The organism is Roseateles sp. PN1 (assembly GCF_038419725.1).
Taxonomy (GTDB): domain Bacteria; phylum Pseudomonadota; class Gammaproteobacteria; order Burkholderiales; family Burkholderiaceae_C; genus Paucibacter_A.
The window spans coordinates 209,080-225,385 of the sequence record NZ_JBCARA010000003.1; the positions used below are offsets into that span (position 1 = coordinate 209,080).

The following is a 16,306-nucleotide window of genomic DNA, read 5'->3' on the forward strand; positions in this document are numbered from 1 at the left end:
CGGCAAGTGTAGCGAAGGCTGGGCTTTCAGCCCCGGCGCGGCATGGCCTCGCGCAAGGCCTGCTGGCCCTGGGCGAACAAAGACTCCATCAACAAGCCCGCATTCACCGGATGCTCGGCATGCCGGGCGGCACGGCGCAGCTGCGCTTCCCAAGCATGCAACGGCGCCGCCAGTTTGGGCTTGGGCAAAGAGTCGGCCGGGAAATAGCTCGGCGCCGCGCCATGCGCCAAGCGCAGCAAGTCGTGGCACAGGCGTTGCAAGGCGTCGATGGCGCGGGGCTGCGGCCAGTCGCCCAGGGCCACTTCACCCCGGGCCAGGCGCTGCGGCAGCTGCTGCCAGGCGCTGGCGCGCAAGCCAGCCTCGAACCAGTCGCGGGCTTCCTGCGGGCGGCCACCGGCCGCGGCCAACAAAATCTCCGGGCCTTCCACCCCTTGGGCCTTGAGCCACTGCAGGCTGGGCGCGGTGTCGGGCAAGGCTAAGGGCACAGGCTGGCAGCGGCTGCGGATGGTGGGCAACAGCGCCTCGGGCGCGGTACTTGCCAAAACAAAGCGCAGCACGCCGGCGGGTTCTTCCAGCGTCTTCAGCAAGGCATTGGCGGCCACGGTGTTGAGCGCCTCGGCCGGGTAGACCACCACCACCTTGGCGCGCCCGCGTGCCGAGGTGGCTTGCGCGAAGCTGAGCATGGCGCGCACGGCGTCCACCTTGATCTCGCGGCTGGGCTTGGTTTTAGATTCCTTGACCGGCGCCTCGCTGTCGGCCACCCAACCGAGCTGCTCGCGCAAGGCCTCGGGCAGCAGCAGCATGAAGTCGGGGTGGGTATGCGATTGAAACAAATGGCAGCTGGCGCAATTGCCGCAGGCCCAGCCTTGGCGGCCCGCGTCTTGCAGCGGGGTTTCGCACAGCCAGGCCTGGCCCAATAGCATGGCCAGGTCGAACTGCCCCACCCCTGCCGGGCCTTGCACCAGCAAGGCGTGAGAGCGCGCCGTCGCCAGCGCCTGGCTCAGGGGACGCGCCAGCCAGGGCAAGGGCAGTTGCTGATCGGGGCCTACCATCCTCGTGCCTCCAGCACCGCTTCGATCTGCGCGGCCACTTCGGCCACCGTCAGGCTGGCGTCGATGCGCGCGAAGCGCTCGGGCGATTGCGCCGCCCGAGCCGCATAGCCGGCGCGCACCTTGTTGAAAAAGTCGAGGTCTTGTTGCTCGAAGCGGTCAGCCTCGCGAGCCGCAGCGCGGCGTTGCGCGGCTTGTTCAGCGGGCAGATCGAACCAGAAGGTCAGATCGGGCTGGCGGCCTTCTTGCACCCATTGCTCCAGCGTGGCCAGCACAGTCAGATCCATGCCTCGGCCGCCGCCTTGGTAAGCAAAAGTGGCGTCGGTGAAACGGTCGCACAAAACGGTTTGTCCGGCTTGCAGGGCCGGCTCAATCACCTGGCGCAGATGGTCGCGGCGGCCGGCGAAGACCAACAGCGCTTCGGTCAAGCCGTCCATGCCGCTGTGCAGGAACAGGCCTCGCAGGGTCTCGGCCAAGGGCGTGCCGCCCGGCTCGCGGGTATTGAGCACGCTGGCGCCACGCGCGCTCAGGCGCTCGCCCAGGCGGGCGATGTGGGTGGATTTACCCGCACCGTCTATGCCTTCAAAGGTGATGAATCTGCTGGTCTTGTTCACTTGCCGCGCTGGTATTTGTTGACGGCGCGATTATGCGCGGCCAGGTCTTCACTGAATTGGCTGCTGCCGTCGCCCCGCGCTACAAAGTACAAAGCCTTGCTTTGCGCCGGATGCAAAGCGGCCTGCAGCGAGGCCTTGCCGGGCATGGCAATCGGCGTGGGCGGCAAGCCGCCGCGGGTGTAAGTATTGAAAGGCGTATCGGTTTGCAAATGGTGCTTGCGCAAATTGCCGTCGAAATTCGTGCCCAGTCCGTAAATCACCGTTGGGTCGGTCTGCAAAGGCATGCCGATGCGCAGGCGGTTGACGAAGACGGAGGCCACCAGGCTGCGGTCTGCGGCTGCGCCGGTTTCCTTTTCCACGATGGAGGCCAGGATCAATGCCTCATCGGCACTCTTCAACGGCAAGCCCTCGCTGCGGCCCTGCCAGGCCAGGTCCAGCTGCTTTTGCATGGCCTTGAAGGCGCGCTTGAGCACCGTGAGGTCACTGACGCCGCGGCTGTAGGCATAGGTGTCGGGGAAGAAGCGGCCCTCGGGGGCCAGACCCGGCTGGCCCAAGGCGGCCATCAGCTCCGCATCGCTGAGCGCGGCAGTGCTGGGCTTGAGCGACGGGGACTTGGCCAGGGCGGCGCGCACTTGGCGGAAGGTCCAGCCCTCGATCAAACGCAATTGTTCCAGCACCTCGTCGCCGCGCACCATCTTGGCCAGCAACTCACGCGGTGTGGCGCCTTGGTGAACCTCGTAGCTGCCGGCGCGGATCTGGCGCGATTGGCCGGACCAGCGGAACCATTGGTACAGCAGGCGCCCATCGGCTTGCACGCCGGCGTTGACCCAGGCTTGCGCCACCTCACGCGGCGGGGTGCCGGGCTCGACGGACAACTCCACCGTTGGCGTGGCCAATTCCAGGGGCTGATCCAGCCACCACCAGGCCCAGGCCGAGGCCAGCGCCGCGATCGCCACCACCATCAGCAGCAATCGTCCAAGCCACTTCATCATCCCTAGCCTTTGTCTGTTCAATGTTCGGGGCTTCACCGAGGAAGCCGGGCGCTGATGATAATCAAGGCCATGACTACGATCGCCACCCCCCAAGCATTTATTCCAAGCGCGGGCGCTCTGCGCCTTTCAGACTGGGGCCTGATCCGCGCCGAAGGGCCGGAAGCGGCCAAGTTTCTGCACGGCCAGCTGACCCAGGACTTCGAGCTTTTGAAAGAAGACCAGGCACGCCTGGCCGGTTTTTGCAGCGCAAAAGGCCGCTTGATGGCCAATCTGATCGGCTGGAGAGCCGGGACGGAGACCATTTATCTGGCCTTGCCCCTGGAGCTTTTGCCGCCCATTCTCAAGCGCCTGAGCATGTTTGTGCTGCGCGCCAAGTGCAAGCTCAGCGACGCCACGGCTGAGCAAGCCCTGTGGGGTGTGCTGGGTGAATTGCCCGAGCAGGTCGGCCCATCAGCGCGCTGGGGCAAGCAAGTCACGGCCACAGGAGCGACCTTGATTCGTCTGCCGGAGAGCGGCGCCGGTGCCGGTGCCAGCAGCCCCCGCTATCTGCTGGCCCAAGCCTCGGACGCCGCCGCGCCTGCCCTGCCCGCCCTGGACATGGCGGATTGGCAATGGCTGCAAGTGCAAAGCGGCCTGGCCTGGGTGGGCAGCGCCACGGCGGAAGCCTTTGTGCCGCAGATGATCAATCTGGAATTGCTGGACGGCGTCAACTTCAAAAAGGGCTGCTACCCCGGCCAGGAAGTGGTGGCGCGCAGCCAGTACCGCGGCACGCTCAAGCGCCGCACCCATTTGTTTGAGTTGGCGGACGCCGCGGCTGAGGCCAAGCCGGGCCAGGAGATCTTCCACAGCCTGGACCCCGAGCAACCGGCCGGCTTGGTGGCCAATGTGGCCAGCCGCGCGGGCCACAGCTTGCTGCTGGCGGAAGTCAAGATCGCCGCATTGGAAGACGGCACGCTGCACTTGGGCGCGGCCAGTGGCCCGCTGCTGATGCATCGCGCCCTGCCCTACGAGATTCCGCTCAATTCCGAGGTTTGATGGACGAGCTGTATCTCTACTACAAGGTCCGCACCGACGATGTCGGCGCGGCCTTGGCGGCCTTTGATGCCTTGCGCTTGGGCGCAGCCGCGCCGCGTTTGCTGTGCCGCCAGGACGAGGCGCAGGGCTCGCCGGGCATGCAAACCTGGATGGAGATCTACAGCAGCAGCGATCAGACCGCCGCTGAGGCCCAGGTCGCTGCCGCCCTGCGGCCCTTTATCCAGGGTGCGCGCCATCTGGAGCGTTTCAAACCGCTGCTGAAGTAAGGCTCGCGCGCCATGGTAGGTTCACAACAGCCTGACCATCTCCACATGGCCAATGCCCGCCTCCTCAAACTGCGGGCCGCGTTGCACAAAACCGGCGCGGGTGTAGAAGCCCGCAGCTGAGAGCTGGGCATGCAGGATCACCTCGCGATAGCCCAGGGCCTTGCCGCGCAACATCAAGGCTTCGAGCACCGCGCGGCCCACGCCGCTGCCGCGCACCTGCGGCAGCACGGCCATGCGGCCGATCTTGGCGACGCCCGGTACATGCTCCAGCAAGCGGCCGGTGGCCAACGCACGGCCCATGCGGTTGTAAGCCACGGCATGCAAGCAGGTGGCATCGGCCGCATCCCATTCCATTTCCGCGGGAATCTTTTGTTCCTGCACGAACACGGTTTGGCGGATGGCTGCCGCTGCCTCACCCAATTCCTCCCAGGCGCCTTCTTGCACGGTGACGACGGCCTCACCCGCCTCAAAGCCATTGATCACGGCGCGCAAATCCGTCGGAATGCTGCGCGGCTGCTGGGTCTTGGGGTCGGCAAAAACATAGACCAACTCCCCATGCACCAGCAGTTCTTCGCCGCGGAACACCGCGGCAATCACCTGCATCGAGCTATTGCCGATGCGCTCACAACGCACGCCAATGCTTAGCTGGTCGTCGTAACGGGCCGAGCCCAGATACTCCACCGTCGCCTTGCGCACGAATAAATCGCCTTGCAGCGCGGCCATGGTGTCGACATAGGGCAAGGCCATGGCGCGCCAGTAGCCGCCCACGGCCAAGTCGAAATAGCTGAGGTAATGGGCGTTGAAGACGATTTGCTGGGCATCGATCTCGGCCCAGCGCACGCGCAGGGGTTCAGCGAAGCGGAAGTCTTGGCGTTTCATACGGTTCTCTGGGGCTGGGGTTGATCGTGGGGCGAAGGCGGATTCAGGGCATCCCGCATGGCTGCAGCGCAAAAGTCCTGCGCACTCATGGCTTCCGGAATGGCACGACCCATCTTGATGAAGTCGTGGGTCACGCCGCGCACCAATTCCAGCTGCACCGCATTGCCATTGGCGCGCAGCAGGTCGCCGTAGGCCAACCCCTCGTCCACCAGTGGGTCGCACTCGGCCAGCAAAATGGCGGCTGGGGCCAGGTCGCTGTGGTTAGGCGCTTCCAGCGGTGCGAAGCGCCAGTCGCGCCGGTGGTGATAGCCGATGTAGTGGTCAAAGAACCAGGCAATGGCGGTGGTGTCGAGCAAAAAGCCCTGGCCGAAAAATTTGTGCGAAGGCGTGTCGGCATGGGCGGCCGTGCCCGGCGTGATCAGCAATTGCAGGGCCAGGGCCAAGCCCGCGTCACGCGCCAGCAAGGCGCAGACCGCCGCCAGCGTGCCGCCGGCGCTATCGCCGCCCACAGCCAGCCGGCTGCCGTCCAGGCCCAGGCTGCCAGCGTTGGCGGCCAGCCATTGCAGGGCCGCCCAGGCGTCGTCCACCGCAGCGGGAAAGGGGTGCTCGGGCGCCAGGCGGTAGTCCAGTGACACCACCGCAGCGCCGCTGCGCAAGGCCAGTTGGCGGCACAAGCTGTCATGCGTTTCCAGGCTGCCGATGGTGAAGCCGCCGCCGTGCAGATACAGCATGACGGGTAATCCCGACGCACTGCTGCTGGTATAGAGCCGCGCGGCTAAATCACCTGCCGGGCCAGGAATATTGAATTCTTCCACGCGGGGAAGCGCGGCTCGCGGCAGGTCAAGAATCTCTGCGCCCATCAAATAAGCAATGCGGGCCTGCTGCGGGCTCAGGCTGTGAAACGCCGGGCGTTTGGCCCGCTGTATCCGGTCCAACACGCCGGCCATGCGGGGGGTCAACAAACTGCTGCTCAAAAAAAGCTCTCCATCATTCCGGTCACTGAGTTCGCTCAGATCCATTAGGCTTGGGGCAGTGTGCCAGACCTCACGACAAGGACGACGCAAGATGGCTTTGATCCAATACCTGACCCAGATCCACATCGACTTCGGCGCCTGCGCCCTGCTGCCCCAGGAATGCCTGCGCGTGGGCATGTTGCGGCCGCTGATCATCAGCGATGCGGGCGTGCGCGATGCGGGGGTTCTTGCGCAAGCCATGGCCGCATGGGGGCCTACGCCGCCGCCTGTGTTTGACCTGACCCCCAGCAACCCCACCGAAGCGGCCGCGCGCCTGGCCGTAGAGATGCTGCGGCGTGAGCGCTGCGATGGCTTGGTGGCGATTGGTGGTGGCTCCAGCATGGATCTGGCCAAGGCGGTGGCGATTGCTGCCACCCACGAGGGCCCCATGAAAACCTATGCCACCATCGAGGGCGGCAGCGCCTTGATCACCGACAGCGTCCTGCCCGTCATCGCCGTGCCAACCACGGCCGGCACCGGCAGCGAGGTGGCGCGCGGCGCCATTCTGATCGTGGACGACGGCCGCAAGCTTGGTTTTCACAACTGGGTCCTGCTGCCCAAGGCCGCGATTTGCGACCCCGCCCTGACTTTGGGTCTGCCGCCGGGGCTGACGGCTGCAACCGGCATGGACGCGATCGCGCATTGCATGGAGACCTTTATGTCGGCCGCGGTCAATCCGCCGGCAGATGGCATTGCCCTGGACGGCCTGCGCCGCGGCTGGGCCCATATCGAGCGCGCCACCCACGCGGGCCAGCAAGACCGCGACGCGCGCTGGCAAATGATGAGTTGCAGCATGCAAGGCGCCATGGCCTTTCAAAAAGGCCTGGGCTGCGTGCATTCGCTCAGCCATTCGCTGGGTGGCCTCGAGCCGCGCTTGCACCACGGCACGCTCAACGCGGTGTTCCTGCCGGCCGTGATTCGCTTCAATGCCGCCGCGCCCAGCATGCAGGCCGAAGACCGATTCAATCGCATGGCCCAGGCCATGGGCTTGCCGCACTGCGGGCCGGATGGCGAAGCGCTGGCGCAAGCCATCGTGGCGATGAATCGACGCCTTGGTCTGCCTACCGGGCTCGCCGCATTGGGCGTGGGGCCTGACTTGTTCGAGCGTGTGATTGATGGCGCCATGCAGGACCATTGCCACAAGACCAATCCCCGTCTGGCCAGCCGCGCCGACTACCTGGCCATGCTGGCGCAATCGCTCTAGGCCAGCCACTAAAGCCCAGTCTGAATCAGGCATGAAAAAAGCCCGGCAGAGCCGGGCTTTCGAGGCTAACTCAGCGCAGCGCGCTGTTCGATTTAGCCGTGCTTCTTGTCGAAGAACTGTTCGTCTTCGGTCGAGCCCTTCAGGGCGCCCGTCGAGGCATCGCGCTCGATGGTGGTGGTGACGGCGTCGAAGTAACCAGTACCCACTTCACGCTGATGCTTCACCGCAGTGAAGCCACGCTCGGCGGCGGCGAACTCGGCTTCTTGCAGTTCCACGAAGGCGCTCATATTGTTGCGAGCGTAGCCGTAGGCCAGGTTGAACATCGAATAGTTCAGGCTGTGGAAGCCGGCCAGGGTGATGAACTGGAACTTGTAACCCATGGCGCCCAGCTCGCGCTGGAACTTGGCGATGGTCGCGTCGTCCAGGTTCTTCTTCCAGTTGAAGGAAGGCGAGCAGTTGTAGGCCAGCAGCTTGCCGGGGAACTTGGCGTGGATGGCGTCAGCGAAGGCCTTGGCGAAAGCCAGGTCAGGCTTGCCGGTTTCGCACCAGATCATGTCGGCCACTTCGGCGTAGGCCAGGCCGCGGCTGATGGCTTGCTCCAGACCGTTGCGGGTGCGGAAGAAACCTTCCACCGTGCGCTCGCCGGTGCAGAAAGGCTTGTCGTTGTCGTCGATGTCGCTGGTGACCAAATCACCGGCTTCGGCATCGGTACGAGCCAACAGCACGGTGGGCGTGCCCATCACGTCAGCGGCCAAACGTGCAGCGTTGAGCTTGGCAACGGCTTCACGGGTAGGCACCAGGACCTTGCCGCCCATGTGGCCGCACTTCTTGGCCGCGGCCAATTGGTCTTCGAAGTGAACGCCTGCGGCGCCGGCTTCGATCATGGACTTCATCAGCTCGAAGGCGTTCAGCACGCCGCCGAAACCGGCTTCGGCATCGGCCACGATGGGCGCGAAGTAGTCGGTGTCGTTCTTGCCTTCGCTCCACTGAATTTCGTCAGCGCGCTTGAAGGTGGCATTGATCTTCTTGACGACCTTGGGCACCGAGTCCACCGAGTACAGGGACTGGTCAGGGTACATCTCGCCATTGCTGTTGGCGTCGCCGGCCACTTGCCAGCCAGAAAGGTAGATGGCCTTCAGGCCGGCCTTGACTTGCTGCATGGCCTGGTTGCCGGTCAGCGCGCCCAGCGAATTGACGAAGGGCTCGGTGTTGACCAGGTTCCACAGCTTCTCGGCGCCGCGCTGAGCCAGGGTGTGTTCGATCTTGATCGAGCCACGCAGACGCACCACGTCAGCGGCGGTGTAGCTGCGCTTGATGCCCTTCCAACGGGGATTTTCGGCCCAGTCTTTTTCGAGGGCGGCGATTTGTTGCTCACGGGTCAAGTTGGTCGACATGAAGTGCTCCTGCAAAGTCAAAGGGAAAGGACGTAGATCAAAACTCATGGCGCCGTGCGCTTTCGGTGGTCCGGAAGGGCTGAATCGCTGGGCCTGCTGTCCTGCCTGTTGAGGCTGTTTCGCTGGCGTTTGCGATCCCGTCGCTGTGACTCAAGATTAGTCCTCTTGGCTCCGCATGTGAAGACTTATGTCTTATATAAGACTGAATTTATTTCCCAATAAAATCAATAACTTAGTTTAAAAATTTCTGATGGTGAAATGCAATTCACCATCATGAGAAAAAATGTCGCACTGCAGCATCACTGAAATTCACGATATGAAATGGTGGTTTCGTATCGTGAGATTCAGCTGGCGTTTGACTTGGCGGCGGCTTACAGGCCGCCGATGAAGTAGCGTTTCAGGCCCGCCAAGATCATTTCCACCGCAATGGCGGTCAGCACCAGACCCATCAACTTCTCAATTGCCGAGACCACCGAGTCGCCCAGGATCTTGCGGATGCGATCAGCCACCAGCAAGGTCAAGCCCGAGACCAACATGGCCGCGGTCAAGGCGCCAATCCAGTCAAAGATGCGCTCAGGTTGACGCGAGGCCAGCAGCAGCACAGTCGCCATCGCCGATGGGCCGGCCAGCAAAGGCACGGCCAAGGGGAAGATGAAAGGCTCTTTGCCCGGCTCCAGGCCATAGGCCGATTCACTGGCACTGCCGAAAATCATCTTGATTGCAATGATCAAGAGGATCACGCCACCGGCCACTTCCAGTGAGCGCTCGGACAAATGCATGACCTCAAGAAAACTGCCGCCCAAAAACATGAAGGCGAACAGCGCCGCGAAGGCGATACCCACCTCGCGGGCAGCCACCAGCGTGCGGCGCTCTTTGGGCACCTCGCGCATGATGGAAATAAAGATGGGAAGGCTGCCCAGCGGGTCCAAAACCAGCAAAAGCAGAATGAAAGCGGAGAGAAAACTGTGATCCATAGGGCGGCATTGTCGCCGCCTTGCTCGGCCAACGCATCTATCTGAAGACCCCGCGTGCGCAAAGCACGGTTCCAGCCGCGGCGAAATCAGGCACGCGGGTGATGCTGGGCGTGGATCAGCTTGAGCCGTTCCCGGGCCACATGGGTGTAGATCTGCGTGGTGGACAAGTCTGCATGGCCCAGCAGCAGTTGCACCACGCGCAGGTCGGCGCCGTGGTTGAGCAAATGGGTGGCAAAGGCGTGGCGCAAGGTGTGCGGCGACAAGGGGCTGGTGATGCCGGCGGCCAGGGCATGCTTTTTCACCACCACCCAGAACATCTGCCGCGTCATGCCTGCGCCCCGCGCGGTGACAAAGAGTTCATCACTGCTTTGGCCCTTCAGCAGTTCGCTGCGCGCATGTTGCAGATAGCGCAGCAGCCAGGCGTGTGCCTCTTCGCCGAAAGGCACCAGGCGCTCCTTGCTGCCCTTGCCGGTGATGCGCAGCACCGCCTCTTTGAAGCCCACATGCACGCTTTTGAGGGTGACCAACTCGGTCACGCGCAGGCCGCTGGCATACATCAGCTCCAGCATGGCGCGGTCGCGTTGGCCCAGAGCCGTGTCGATATCGGGGGCGTTCAGCAGCGCCTCAACCTGGGCCTGGCTCAGCAGCTTGATATTGCGATGCCCGGCCTTGGCGTTGGCCAGGCGCAGGGTTGGATCCTGGCTGATGCGCTGCTCGCGCAAGGCCCAGCGGAAGTAGCGCTTGAACACACTCAGGCGCCGATTGGCGCTGGTGGTCTTGCCGCCCTCGTGGCGGGCCAGGGCGTAATCCTGCAGGTCAGTCTCTAGCGCTTGGTCCAGACATTTGTCGCCATGCGCTTGCAGCCAGTCCGCGAGCAGATTCAGGTCACGCCGGTAGGCCGCCAAGGTGTTGGCGGAGAGGCCATCTTCCAGCCACAGAGCCTCCACAAAGCCATCAATCCAGGCCTCGCTGGCCTGGCGTGGTGGGCTGAGTTCAATCGAGCTTGAGTTTTTGCTGTTCGACAACTTTTTTGTAAACCTCAAATTCGGCCTTGATCTGGGCCGAGAACTGCTCGGGCGTGCCCGCCACGATCAGCGAGCCGGTGTCCTCGATGCGCTTCTTCACCTCGGGCATTTCCAAGGTCTTGCGGGCGGCCTGATTGACCTTAGCCACCACGTCCGCGCTCAAGCCCTTGGGGCCGTAAAGCCCGTAGTAGGCCATGCGGTTGACGGGCTCCAGACCCACTTCTTTGAAGGTAGGCACATTGGGCAGTTGGGCCAAGCGCTGCGGCGCAGCCACCACGATGGCGATCAAGCGGCCATCTTTGATGAAGGGCAGCGCCGAGGGCAGATTGTCAAAAATCATCGGCACCTGGCCCGACACCGTGTCATTCAAGGCCGGCCCTGCGCCACGGTAAGGAATGTGCAGCACGAACAAGCCGGACAGGCTTTTGTACAACTCCATCTGCAGATGACCAATGCCGCCGGTGCCTGAGCTGGCATAGCTGTACTTGGCGGGGTTCTTCTTCAACTCGGCCACAAAGCCGGCGTAGTCACGCGCCGGGAAGCTGGGGTGAACCGCGATCACATTGGGCGTGGCCGCCAAATTGATGATGGGGGTGAAGTCGGTCAGCGGGTTGTAGGGGATCTTGGGGTTAATGGCCGGATTGGCCGCCGTGGTGGAGACGGTGGCCATGCCCAGGGCGTAGCCATCCGGCGCCGCCCTGGCCGTGTCGTTCGCCCCCACCAGCCCGCCGCCACCGGCCTTGTTTTCCACAATCATCTGCTGGCCCAGGGGGCCGTTGATGCGTTCGGCCAGCACGCGGGCCACGATGTCGGTGGTGCCGCCCGGTGCAAAAGGCACCACAAGGCGCACCGGCTTGCTCGGGTAAGCCTGCTGCGCCCATAGCAGCGTGGGCTGCAACAAAGCCATCACCGCCAAGCCGCCGAGCCGGGCATTCCAAATGCGTCGTGTCATGGTCAAACCTCCAGTGGCGCCATGCTAGCGCAGCCCAGCGACATATCGGTACGGGCAAACCCAAGCCAGGGCCACTCAGGCCTGGGCCAGCGCCCAATCAATATGCTCGGCCAGCAGCGCCGAGGCCTGCGGGCGGGCGGCCTGCAAGGCGGCGCGAAGGCCGGTGTTCTCGCCCTGACGCAAGGCATTGCCCATGGCCACCGCCAGATTGCGCTGCCACCTCGCGTGGCCGATGCGGCGGATGGCCGAGCCTTCGGTACGGCGCAGGAATTGCGCCTCGTCCCAGGCCCAGAGCTGCAACAAGCTGGCGCCGTCCAACTCGGGGCGAGCATCAAAATCTGCCAGCACCGCTTTGGCCGCAAACTTGTTCCAGGGACAGGCCAGCTGGCAATCATCACAACCGTAGATGCGGTTGCCCATCAGCGGGCGCAGCTCCATTGGTATGGCGCCCTCATGCTCAATCGTCAAATAGGAGATGCAGCGCCGCGCATCCACCCTATAGGGCGCAACGATGGCCTGAGTCGGGCAAACATCCAAGCAAGCGCGGCATTGCCCGCAATGCGCGGTAACGGGCTCGCTCAGCGGTAGCGGCAAGTCCAGATAGATCTCGCCCAGGAAGAACATCGAGCCCGCATCGCGGTGCAGGGTCAAGGTGTGCTTGCCGCGCCAGCCAATGCCGGAGCGCGAGGCCAGCTCTACTTCCAGCACCGGGGCCGAATCGGTGAAGACGCGGTAGCCGAAGGGGCCAATGCTTTGGCCCAGCCGTTCGGCCAGCTTTTGCAAGCGGCTGCGCAGCACCTTGTGATAGTCCCGGCCACGGGCGTAGATCGACAACTGTGCGCGCTGTGGATCGCGCAAGCCCTGCCACTCCAGCGCCTGCCAATCGCTGCGGCTATCCTGAGGCAAATAGTCCATGCGGGCGGTCAGCACACGCACGGTGCCCGGCACCAGCTCGGCGGGCCGGGCGCGCTTGAGGCCATGGGCTTGCATATAGTGCATGCTGCCGTGAAAACCGGCGCTCAGCCAGGCTTGCAAACCGGGCTCTGCGCTGGACAAATCAATATCGGCCACGCCAATCTGTGAGAATCCCAACTCAAGCGCCCAGGCGCGCAGCTGGCCCATCAAGGCCTGCATTTCTTTGTCGTTCAATGTCCGTGGAGCTTGCGTCATTTGCGCATTCTAGAAACCCGCCTTCTGCAGTGGCCCGATGAGGCCGCCACCCAAGCCTTTTGCGAGCAAATGGCTGGCGCCTTGCGCCGGCAGCCCGCGCTGATGAATGCCAGCATCGAGCTGCACGGCAGCCTGGGCGCCGGCAAGACCAGCTTGGTGCGCCACCTGCTGCGGGCCTTGGGCGTTGAGGGGCGCATCAAAAGCCCAAGTTACGCGGTGATGGAGAGTTACGAGTTGGCCGCCGAATTGGGCTGCGCCAGCCATTTCGACTTCTACCGTTTCAACGATCCGCGCGAATGGGAAGACGCGGGCTTCCGCGATGTCTTCGCCGCACCTGGCCTCAAGCTCAGCGAATGGCCCGAGAAGGCTACCGGCATGCTGCCCACGCCCGACCTGCAGATCTGGCTGGATGTGAACGAGGACGATAGCCGCGCGGTGCGCTTGCAGGCCGGCAGTGAATCGGGCCAGGTCTTGCTGAAGGCTCTCGATCAAATAGAAGGGGTCAGGTCTTGACGCGCTCACCTGAGATGAAGCGCCAACGCCGCGCCGCCCTGCGCGCCATGGGCTCCCTGGTCTTGCTGCTGCGTGCACCGCAGGTACTGGCCAAGCCCAAGCCGACGGTTGGCAATGCGGACGGCAGTTTGGCGCCGCTGGCAACCAAGCCAGCGCCTGCACCGGCTCCAGCCCCCACGCCAGCCCCCGCCGCCGCCGCCGCAAGCCATCCAGCGGGTGGCAATAGCAATATCGTGGCCGTGCGCGTCTGGCCTGCCGACGCTTACACGCGGGTCACGCTGGAGTCCGACAAGCCTCTGGCGGCCCAGCACTTTGTGGTGGAAGCCCCTGACCGCTTGGTGATCGATGTGGAAGGCCTGGAACTCAGCCCCGGCCTGCGGGAGCTGCTGGGCAAGGTCAAGGCGGATGACCCCTTCATCGCCGGTGTGCGCGTGGGCCAGAACCGGCCGCGCGTGGTGCGCATCGTGCTGGACTTAAAGCAGCCGGTGGCGCCGCAGATCTTTACCCTGGCGCCGGTGGCGGCCTACCAAAACCGCCTGGTGTTTGATCTTTACCCCAAGGTGGAAACCGACCCGCTGCTGGCTCTGGTGCGCGAGAAGGAAAAGGCCGAATCAGCCGCCGCCCAATCGGTGCAAGACGCCCTGGGCGAGTTGATCGCGCGCATCGACAAGCCCAAGTCGGTTGCGGTGACGGTGGCGACGGCGCCCGTACCCCTGCCGGCTCCAGTACCGGTCCCCGGTGGCATCAACGCCACCGGACCAGCCAAGCCCAGTGCGCCTGCCGCGTCCTCGGCTACGGCCAATACCGGCCCGGTGCAAACGCCGGTGCCCGCTCCGCCCCTGCCGCCTGCCGCCAGTTCACCCGCGATCACTGCCGCTGAAACCAGCCTGGCTCAGGCCAAGCTGGACCGCCTGATCGTCATCGCGCTGGACCCCGGCCATGGCGGCGAAGACCCAGGTGCCATCGGCCCCACGGGCTTGCGAGAAAAAGATGTGGTTTTGGCCGTCGCCTTGCAGTTGCGCGACCGGCTCAACAGCAACCCCAATATCCGCGTGATGATGACCCGCGATGCCGACTTCTTCGTGCCGCTGCAAGAGCGGGTGCGCAAGGCGCGCCGGGTGCAGGCCGATCTCTTCGTGTCCATCCACGCCGATGCCTTCGTCACGCCCAAGGCACGCGGCGCCTCGGTGTTTGCGCTCAGCGACGGTGCTGCCAGCAGCCAAACGGCGCGGTGGATGGCGAATAAAGAGAACGCGGCCGATCTGGTCGGCGGGGTCAATGTCAACACTGCCGTCAAGGACGCCCACGTGTTGAAAGCCTTGCTGGATATGAGCACGGCCGCCCAGATCAAGGACAGCCTCAAGCTCGGCTCCGAGGTGCTGGGGCAAATCGGCCGGGTCGGCAATCTGCACAAGCGCGCGGTGGAGCAAGCCGGCTTTGCGGTGTTGAAGGCACCCGATGTGCCCTCCATCCTGGTGGAGACGGCTTTTATCTCCAACCCCGAGGAAGAAGCCAAGCTGCGCGACCCGGACTATCAGGCCCGGCTGGTGGCGGCCCTCGCCACCGGCATTGCGCGCTACTTCGCGAAAAACCCGCCGCTGGCGCGGCATCGGCCCTTGTCCTGACCTTGCATGGCGTGGGGCGGGCTTTGCCCTGCCCCACCCTGTCTCGCAGCGCTTAGGCAGCCTGCTTCTTCTGCCGGCTGGCACGCCAGCCGCCGACGATGGCAATCAAGCCTGGCACGATGATCATGGCCCAGATGATCTTTTCCAAATTGCCCTTCACCCAAGGCACATTGCCAAAGGCATAGCCGATTGAGGTGATGCCCACTACCCACAGCAGGGCGCCACCGACGTTATAGGCGGTGAACTTGCCCCGGCTCATCGCAGCCACACCGGCCACAAAAGGCGCGAAGGTCCGCACAAAAGGCATGAAGCGGGCGATCACGATGGTGATGCCACCGTTGCGCTCATAGAACTCATGCGCGGTGTCGAAGGCACGCTTATTGAAAAAGCGCGACTGCTCCCACTGAAACACCTTGGGGCCAAAGTAGCGCCCGATCAGGTAATTGCACTGGTCACCCAGAATGGCCGCCACCAGCAACACAGCGATGGCTAGCGGCAAATTCATCAAGCCCGCGCCGCACAAGGTGCCGACGACAAAGAGAAGCGAATCGCCAGGCAAAAAGGGCATCACCACCAGCCCGGTCTCGACGAAGACGATCAGAAACAGCAGGGCGTACACCCACATGCCGTAGGCCTGAACAAAATCGGCAATATGCCGATCGACGTGGACGATGAAGTCAATGAGAAAGCTGATGAGTTCCATGGGCGGGCATTATGGGGGCAGGTGATTGCAAGCCGATGCTTGTGCGGCGCGTTGCGCGAACAGCGCATGAAAAAGCCCCCGCAGCGATTGGGCTGCAGGGGCTTGGCAATACAGGCGCAAGGCGCCAGCTGATTAGTTTGCCTTGCGCTTACGGGCCAAAGCCAGGCCCATCAAGGCGGCACCCACCAGGGCCAAGGAGGCGGGTTCAGGCACATTGCTGCTCTGCGCTGCATTGCCAACCAGCAAGACCTTTTCCCAGCCGTTGTCGCTATTCAAGTTGGTAAAGCTGCCAGCGCGCCATCCGCCCGAACCAGAACCGGTATGCCAGCACAAGCGATCACGTTCTTGCGTACCGGTTGTGTCACAACTATTGCGCGAAACGGTATCCGTGGCGCTCGCAAAGCCCCAGGAATAGTTGGTGCTGAAGTACCAGCCCACGCCATTGGCCTTATGGGTGGTATTGCTGGTGCCCGTGTTGAAGATCACGTCAGCGTAATTGGCCGCGGCCAGGACTTCAAAAACGTTGCTGCCGGTGCGGCGTGCGCCCATCATCAAGTAATCGCCTTTGCAGTTCGACAGCATGCCCGCGGTGCTCAGGCCATTGCTGCCGTATGTGGCGCTGAAGCACTGTGTGAAGCCCCAGGTATCGGTCACGGTAGCCGCAGCTACGTCGTTCTTAACGCCGAAGGGAACGATGGAAGCCTGAGCGGCGGAAGCGCCGAACAAAGAGCTGGCAACAAGGGAGGCGGCGATCAGGGCCTTAGCAAAAGTCATTTCTATTCTCAGTGGCAAATTGGTGACAGATTTTCATAAAGCACTATTCATGCCTGATCATGTAATCCCTTGATTTCAAGGTGATTTTCATCCATAAGAATATGGATCAAAGAACGTTTGTAAA

17 protein-coding genes are annotated in these 16,306 nt (G+C 63.5%); 5 read left to right on the plus strand and 12 right to left on the minus strand.

The annotated features are described in order from the left end of the window. Window positions 1–26: 26 nt before the first annotated feature. From AABB87_RS06020 to mltG, 3 genes are read right to left on the minus strand one after another with little or no spacing between them, the layout of a single operon-like run. Window positions 27–1,052, minus strand: coding sequence for a DNA polymerase III subunit delta' (locus tag AABB87_RS06020; protein WP_341970427.1), 1,026 nt, complete (start codon window positions 1,050–1,052; stop codon window positions 27–29). Then, window positions 1,046–1,663 carry a dTMP kinase gene (gene tmk, locus AABB87_RS06025; protein ID WP_341970428.1) on the minus strand — a complete coding sequence of 206 codons (618 nt, stop codon included), beginning with the start codon at window positions 1,661–1,663 and terminating at the stop codon, window positions 1,046–1,048. The genes AABB87_RS06020 and tmk overlap by 7 nt, the downstream gene beginning before the upstream one ends. Next, complete coding sequence (gene mltG, locus AABB87_RS06030) at window positions 1,660–2,652, minus strand: endolytic transglycosylase MltG (RefSeq protein ID WP_341970614.1); 993 nt, start codon at window positions 2,650–2,652, stop codon at window positions 1,660–1,662. The genes tmk and mltG overlap by 4 nt, the downstream gene beginning before the upstream one ends. 72 nt (window positions 2,653–2,724) lie before the next feature. Here mltG and ygfZ point away from each other — a divergent pair, with 72 nt between their 5' ends. Both ygfZ and AABB87_RS06040 read left to right on the plus strand, forming a co-directional pair. Beyond that, window positions 2,725–3,690, plus strand: coding sequence for a CAF17-like 4Fe-4S cluster assembly/insertion protein YgfZ (gene ygfZ / locus AABB87_RS06035; protein ID WP_341970429.1), 966 nt, complete (start codon window positions 2,725–2,727; stop codon window positions 3,688–3,690). Beyond that, entirely contained in the window at window positions 3,690–3,956 is a 267-nt protein-coding gene (locus AABB87_RS06040; RefSeq protein ID WP_341970430.1) for a DUF4936 family protein, read from the plus strand. Before ygfZ ends, AABB87_RS06040 begins: the two co-directional genes overlap by 1 nt. A 21-nt stretch (window positions 3,957–3,977) precedes the next feature. Here the strand turns inward: AABB87_RS06040 and AABB87_RS06045 are convergent, their stop codons facing one another. After that, complete coding sequence (locus AABB87_RS06045; protein ID WP_341970431.1) at window positions 3,978–4,835, minus strand: YbgC/FadM family acyl-CoA thioesterase; 858 nt, start codon at window positions 4,833–4,835, stop codon at window positions 3,978–3,980. After that, window positions 4,832–5,782: an alpha/beta hydrolase gene (locus tag AABB87_RS06050; protein WP_341970615.1), complete on the minus strand. Its 951-nt coding sequence runs from the start codon at window positions 5,780–5,782 to the stop codon at window positions 4,832–4,834. Before AABB87_RS06050 ends, AABB87_RS06045 begins: the two co-directional genes overlap by 4 nt. Before the next feature lie 118 nt (window positions 5,783–5,900). Between AABB87_RS06050 and AABB87_RS06055 the strand changes: the two genes are divergently transcribed. After that, a complete protein-coding gene (locus tag AABB87_RS06055) occupies window positions 5,901–7,052 on the plus strand; it encodes an iron-containing alcohol dehydrogenase (protein WP_341970432.1) in 1,152 nt (383 codons plus the stop codon). A gap of 92 nt (window positions 7,053–7,144) precedes the next feature. Here AABB87_RS06055 and aceA read toward each other — a convergent pair whose 3' ends face one another. From aceA to queG, 5 genes are all read right to left on the minus strand, one after another. After that, entirely contained in the window at window positions 7,145–8,446 is a 1,302-nt protein-coding gene (gene aceA, locus AABB87_RS06060) for an isocitrate lyase (RefSeq protein ID WP_442952170.1), read from the minus strand. A gap of 371 nt (window positions 8,447–8,817) precedes the next feature. After that, a complete protein-coding gene (locus AABB87_RS06065; RefSeq protein WP_058719713.1) occupies window positions 8,818–9,420 on the minus strand; it encodes a MarC family protein in 603 nt (200 codons plus the stop codon). 86 nt (window positions 9,421–9,506) lie between these two features. Then, window positions 9,507–10,418, minus strand: coding sequence for a site-specific tyrosine recombinase XerD (gene xerD, locus AABB87_RS06070; protein ID WP_341970616.1), 912 nt, complete (start codon window positions 10,416–10,418; stop codon window positions 9,507–9,509). Continuing rightward, the gene (locus tag AABB87_RS06075) at window positions 10,414–11,397 is read right to left on the minus strand and encodes a tripartite tricarboxylate transporter substrate binding protein BugE (protein WP_445944836.1); all 984 of its coding nucleotides are present in this window, start codon (window positions 11,395–11,397) and stop codon (window positions 10,414–10,416) included. Before AABB87_RS06075 ends, xerD begins: the two co-directional genes overlap by 5 nt. 75 nt (window positions 11,398–11,472) lie before the next feature. Beyond that, on the minus strand, window positions 11,473–12,519 hold the full coding sequence (queG, locus tag AABB87_RS06080) for a tRNA epoxyqueuosine(34) reductase QueG (RefSeq protein WP_341970618.1): 1,047 nt from the start codon (window positions 12,517–12,519) through the stop codon (window positions 11,473–11,475). A 48-nt stretch (window positions 12,520–12,567) separates the two neighbouring features. Between queG and tsaE the strand changes: the two genes are divergently transcribed. Together tsaE and AABB87_RS06090 are read left to right on the plus strand one after the other, a co-directional pair. Next, window positions 12,568–13,080, plus strand: a complete 513-nt coding sequence (gene tsaE / locus AABB87_RS06085) for a tRNA (adenosine(37)-N6)-threonylcarbamoyltransferase complex ATPase subunit type 1 TsaE (RefSeq protein ID WP_341970433.1) — start codon at window positions 12,568–12,570, stop codon at window positions 13,078–13,080. Then, on the plus strand, window positions 13,077–14,705 hold the full coding sequence (locus tag AABB87_RS06090) for an N-acetylmuramoyl-L-alanine amidase (protein WP_341970434.1): 1,629 nt from the start codon (window positions 13,077–13,079) through the stop codon (window positions 14,703–14,705). Before tsaE ends, AABB87_RS06090 begins: the two co-directional genes overlap by 4 nt. Window positions 14,706–14,757: 52 nt before the next feature. On the opposite strand, the gene AABB87_RS06095 is transcribed toward AABB87_RS06090, so the two are convergent. Continuing rightward, complete coding sequence (locus AABB87_RS06095) at window positions 14,758–15,408, minus strand: DedA family protein (RefSeq protein WP_058719718.1); 651 nt, start codon at window positions 15,406–15,408, stop codon at window positions 14,758–14,760. A 132-nt stretch (window positions 15,409–15,540) separates the two neighbouring features. Continuing rightward, window positions 15,541–16,182: a PEP-CTERM sorting domain-containing protein gene (locus AABB87_RS06100; protein ID WP_058719719.1), complete on the minus strand. Its 642-nt coding sequence runs from the start codon at window positions 16,180–16,182 to the stop codon at window positions 15,541–15,543. Window positions 16,183–16,306: the final 124 nt, after the last annotated feature.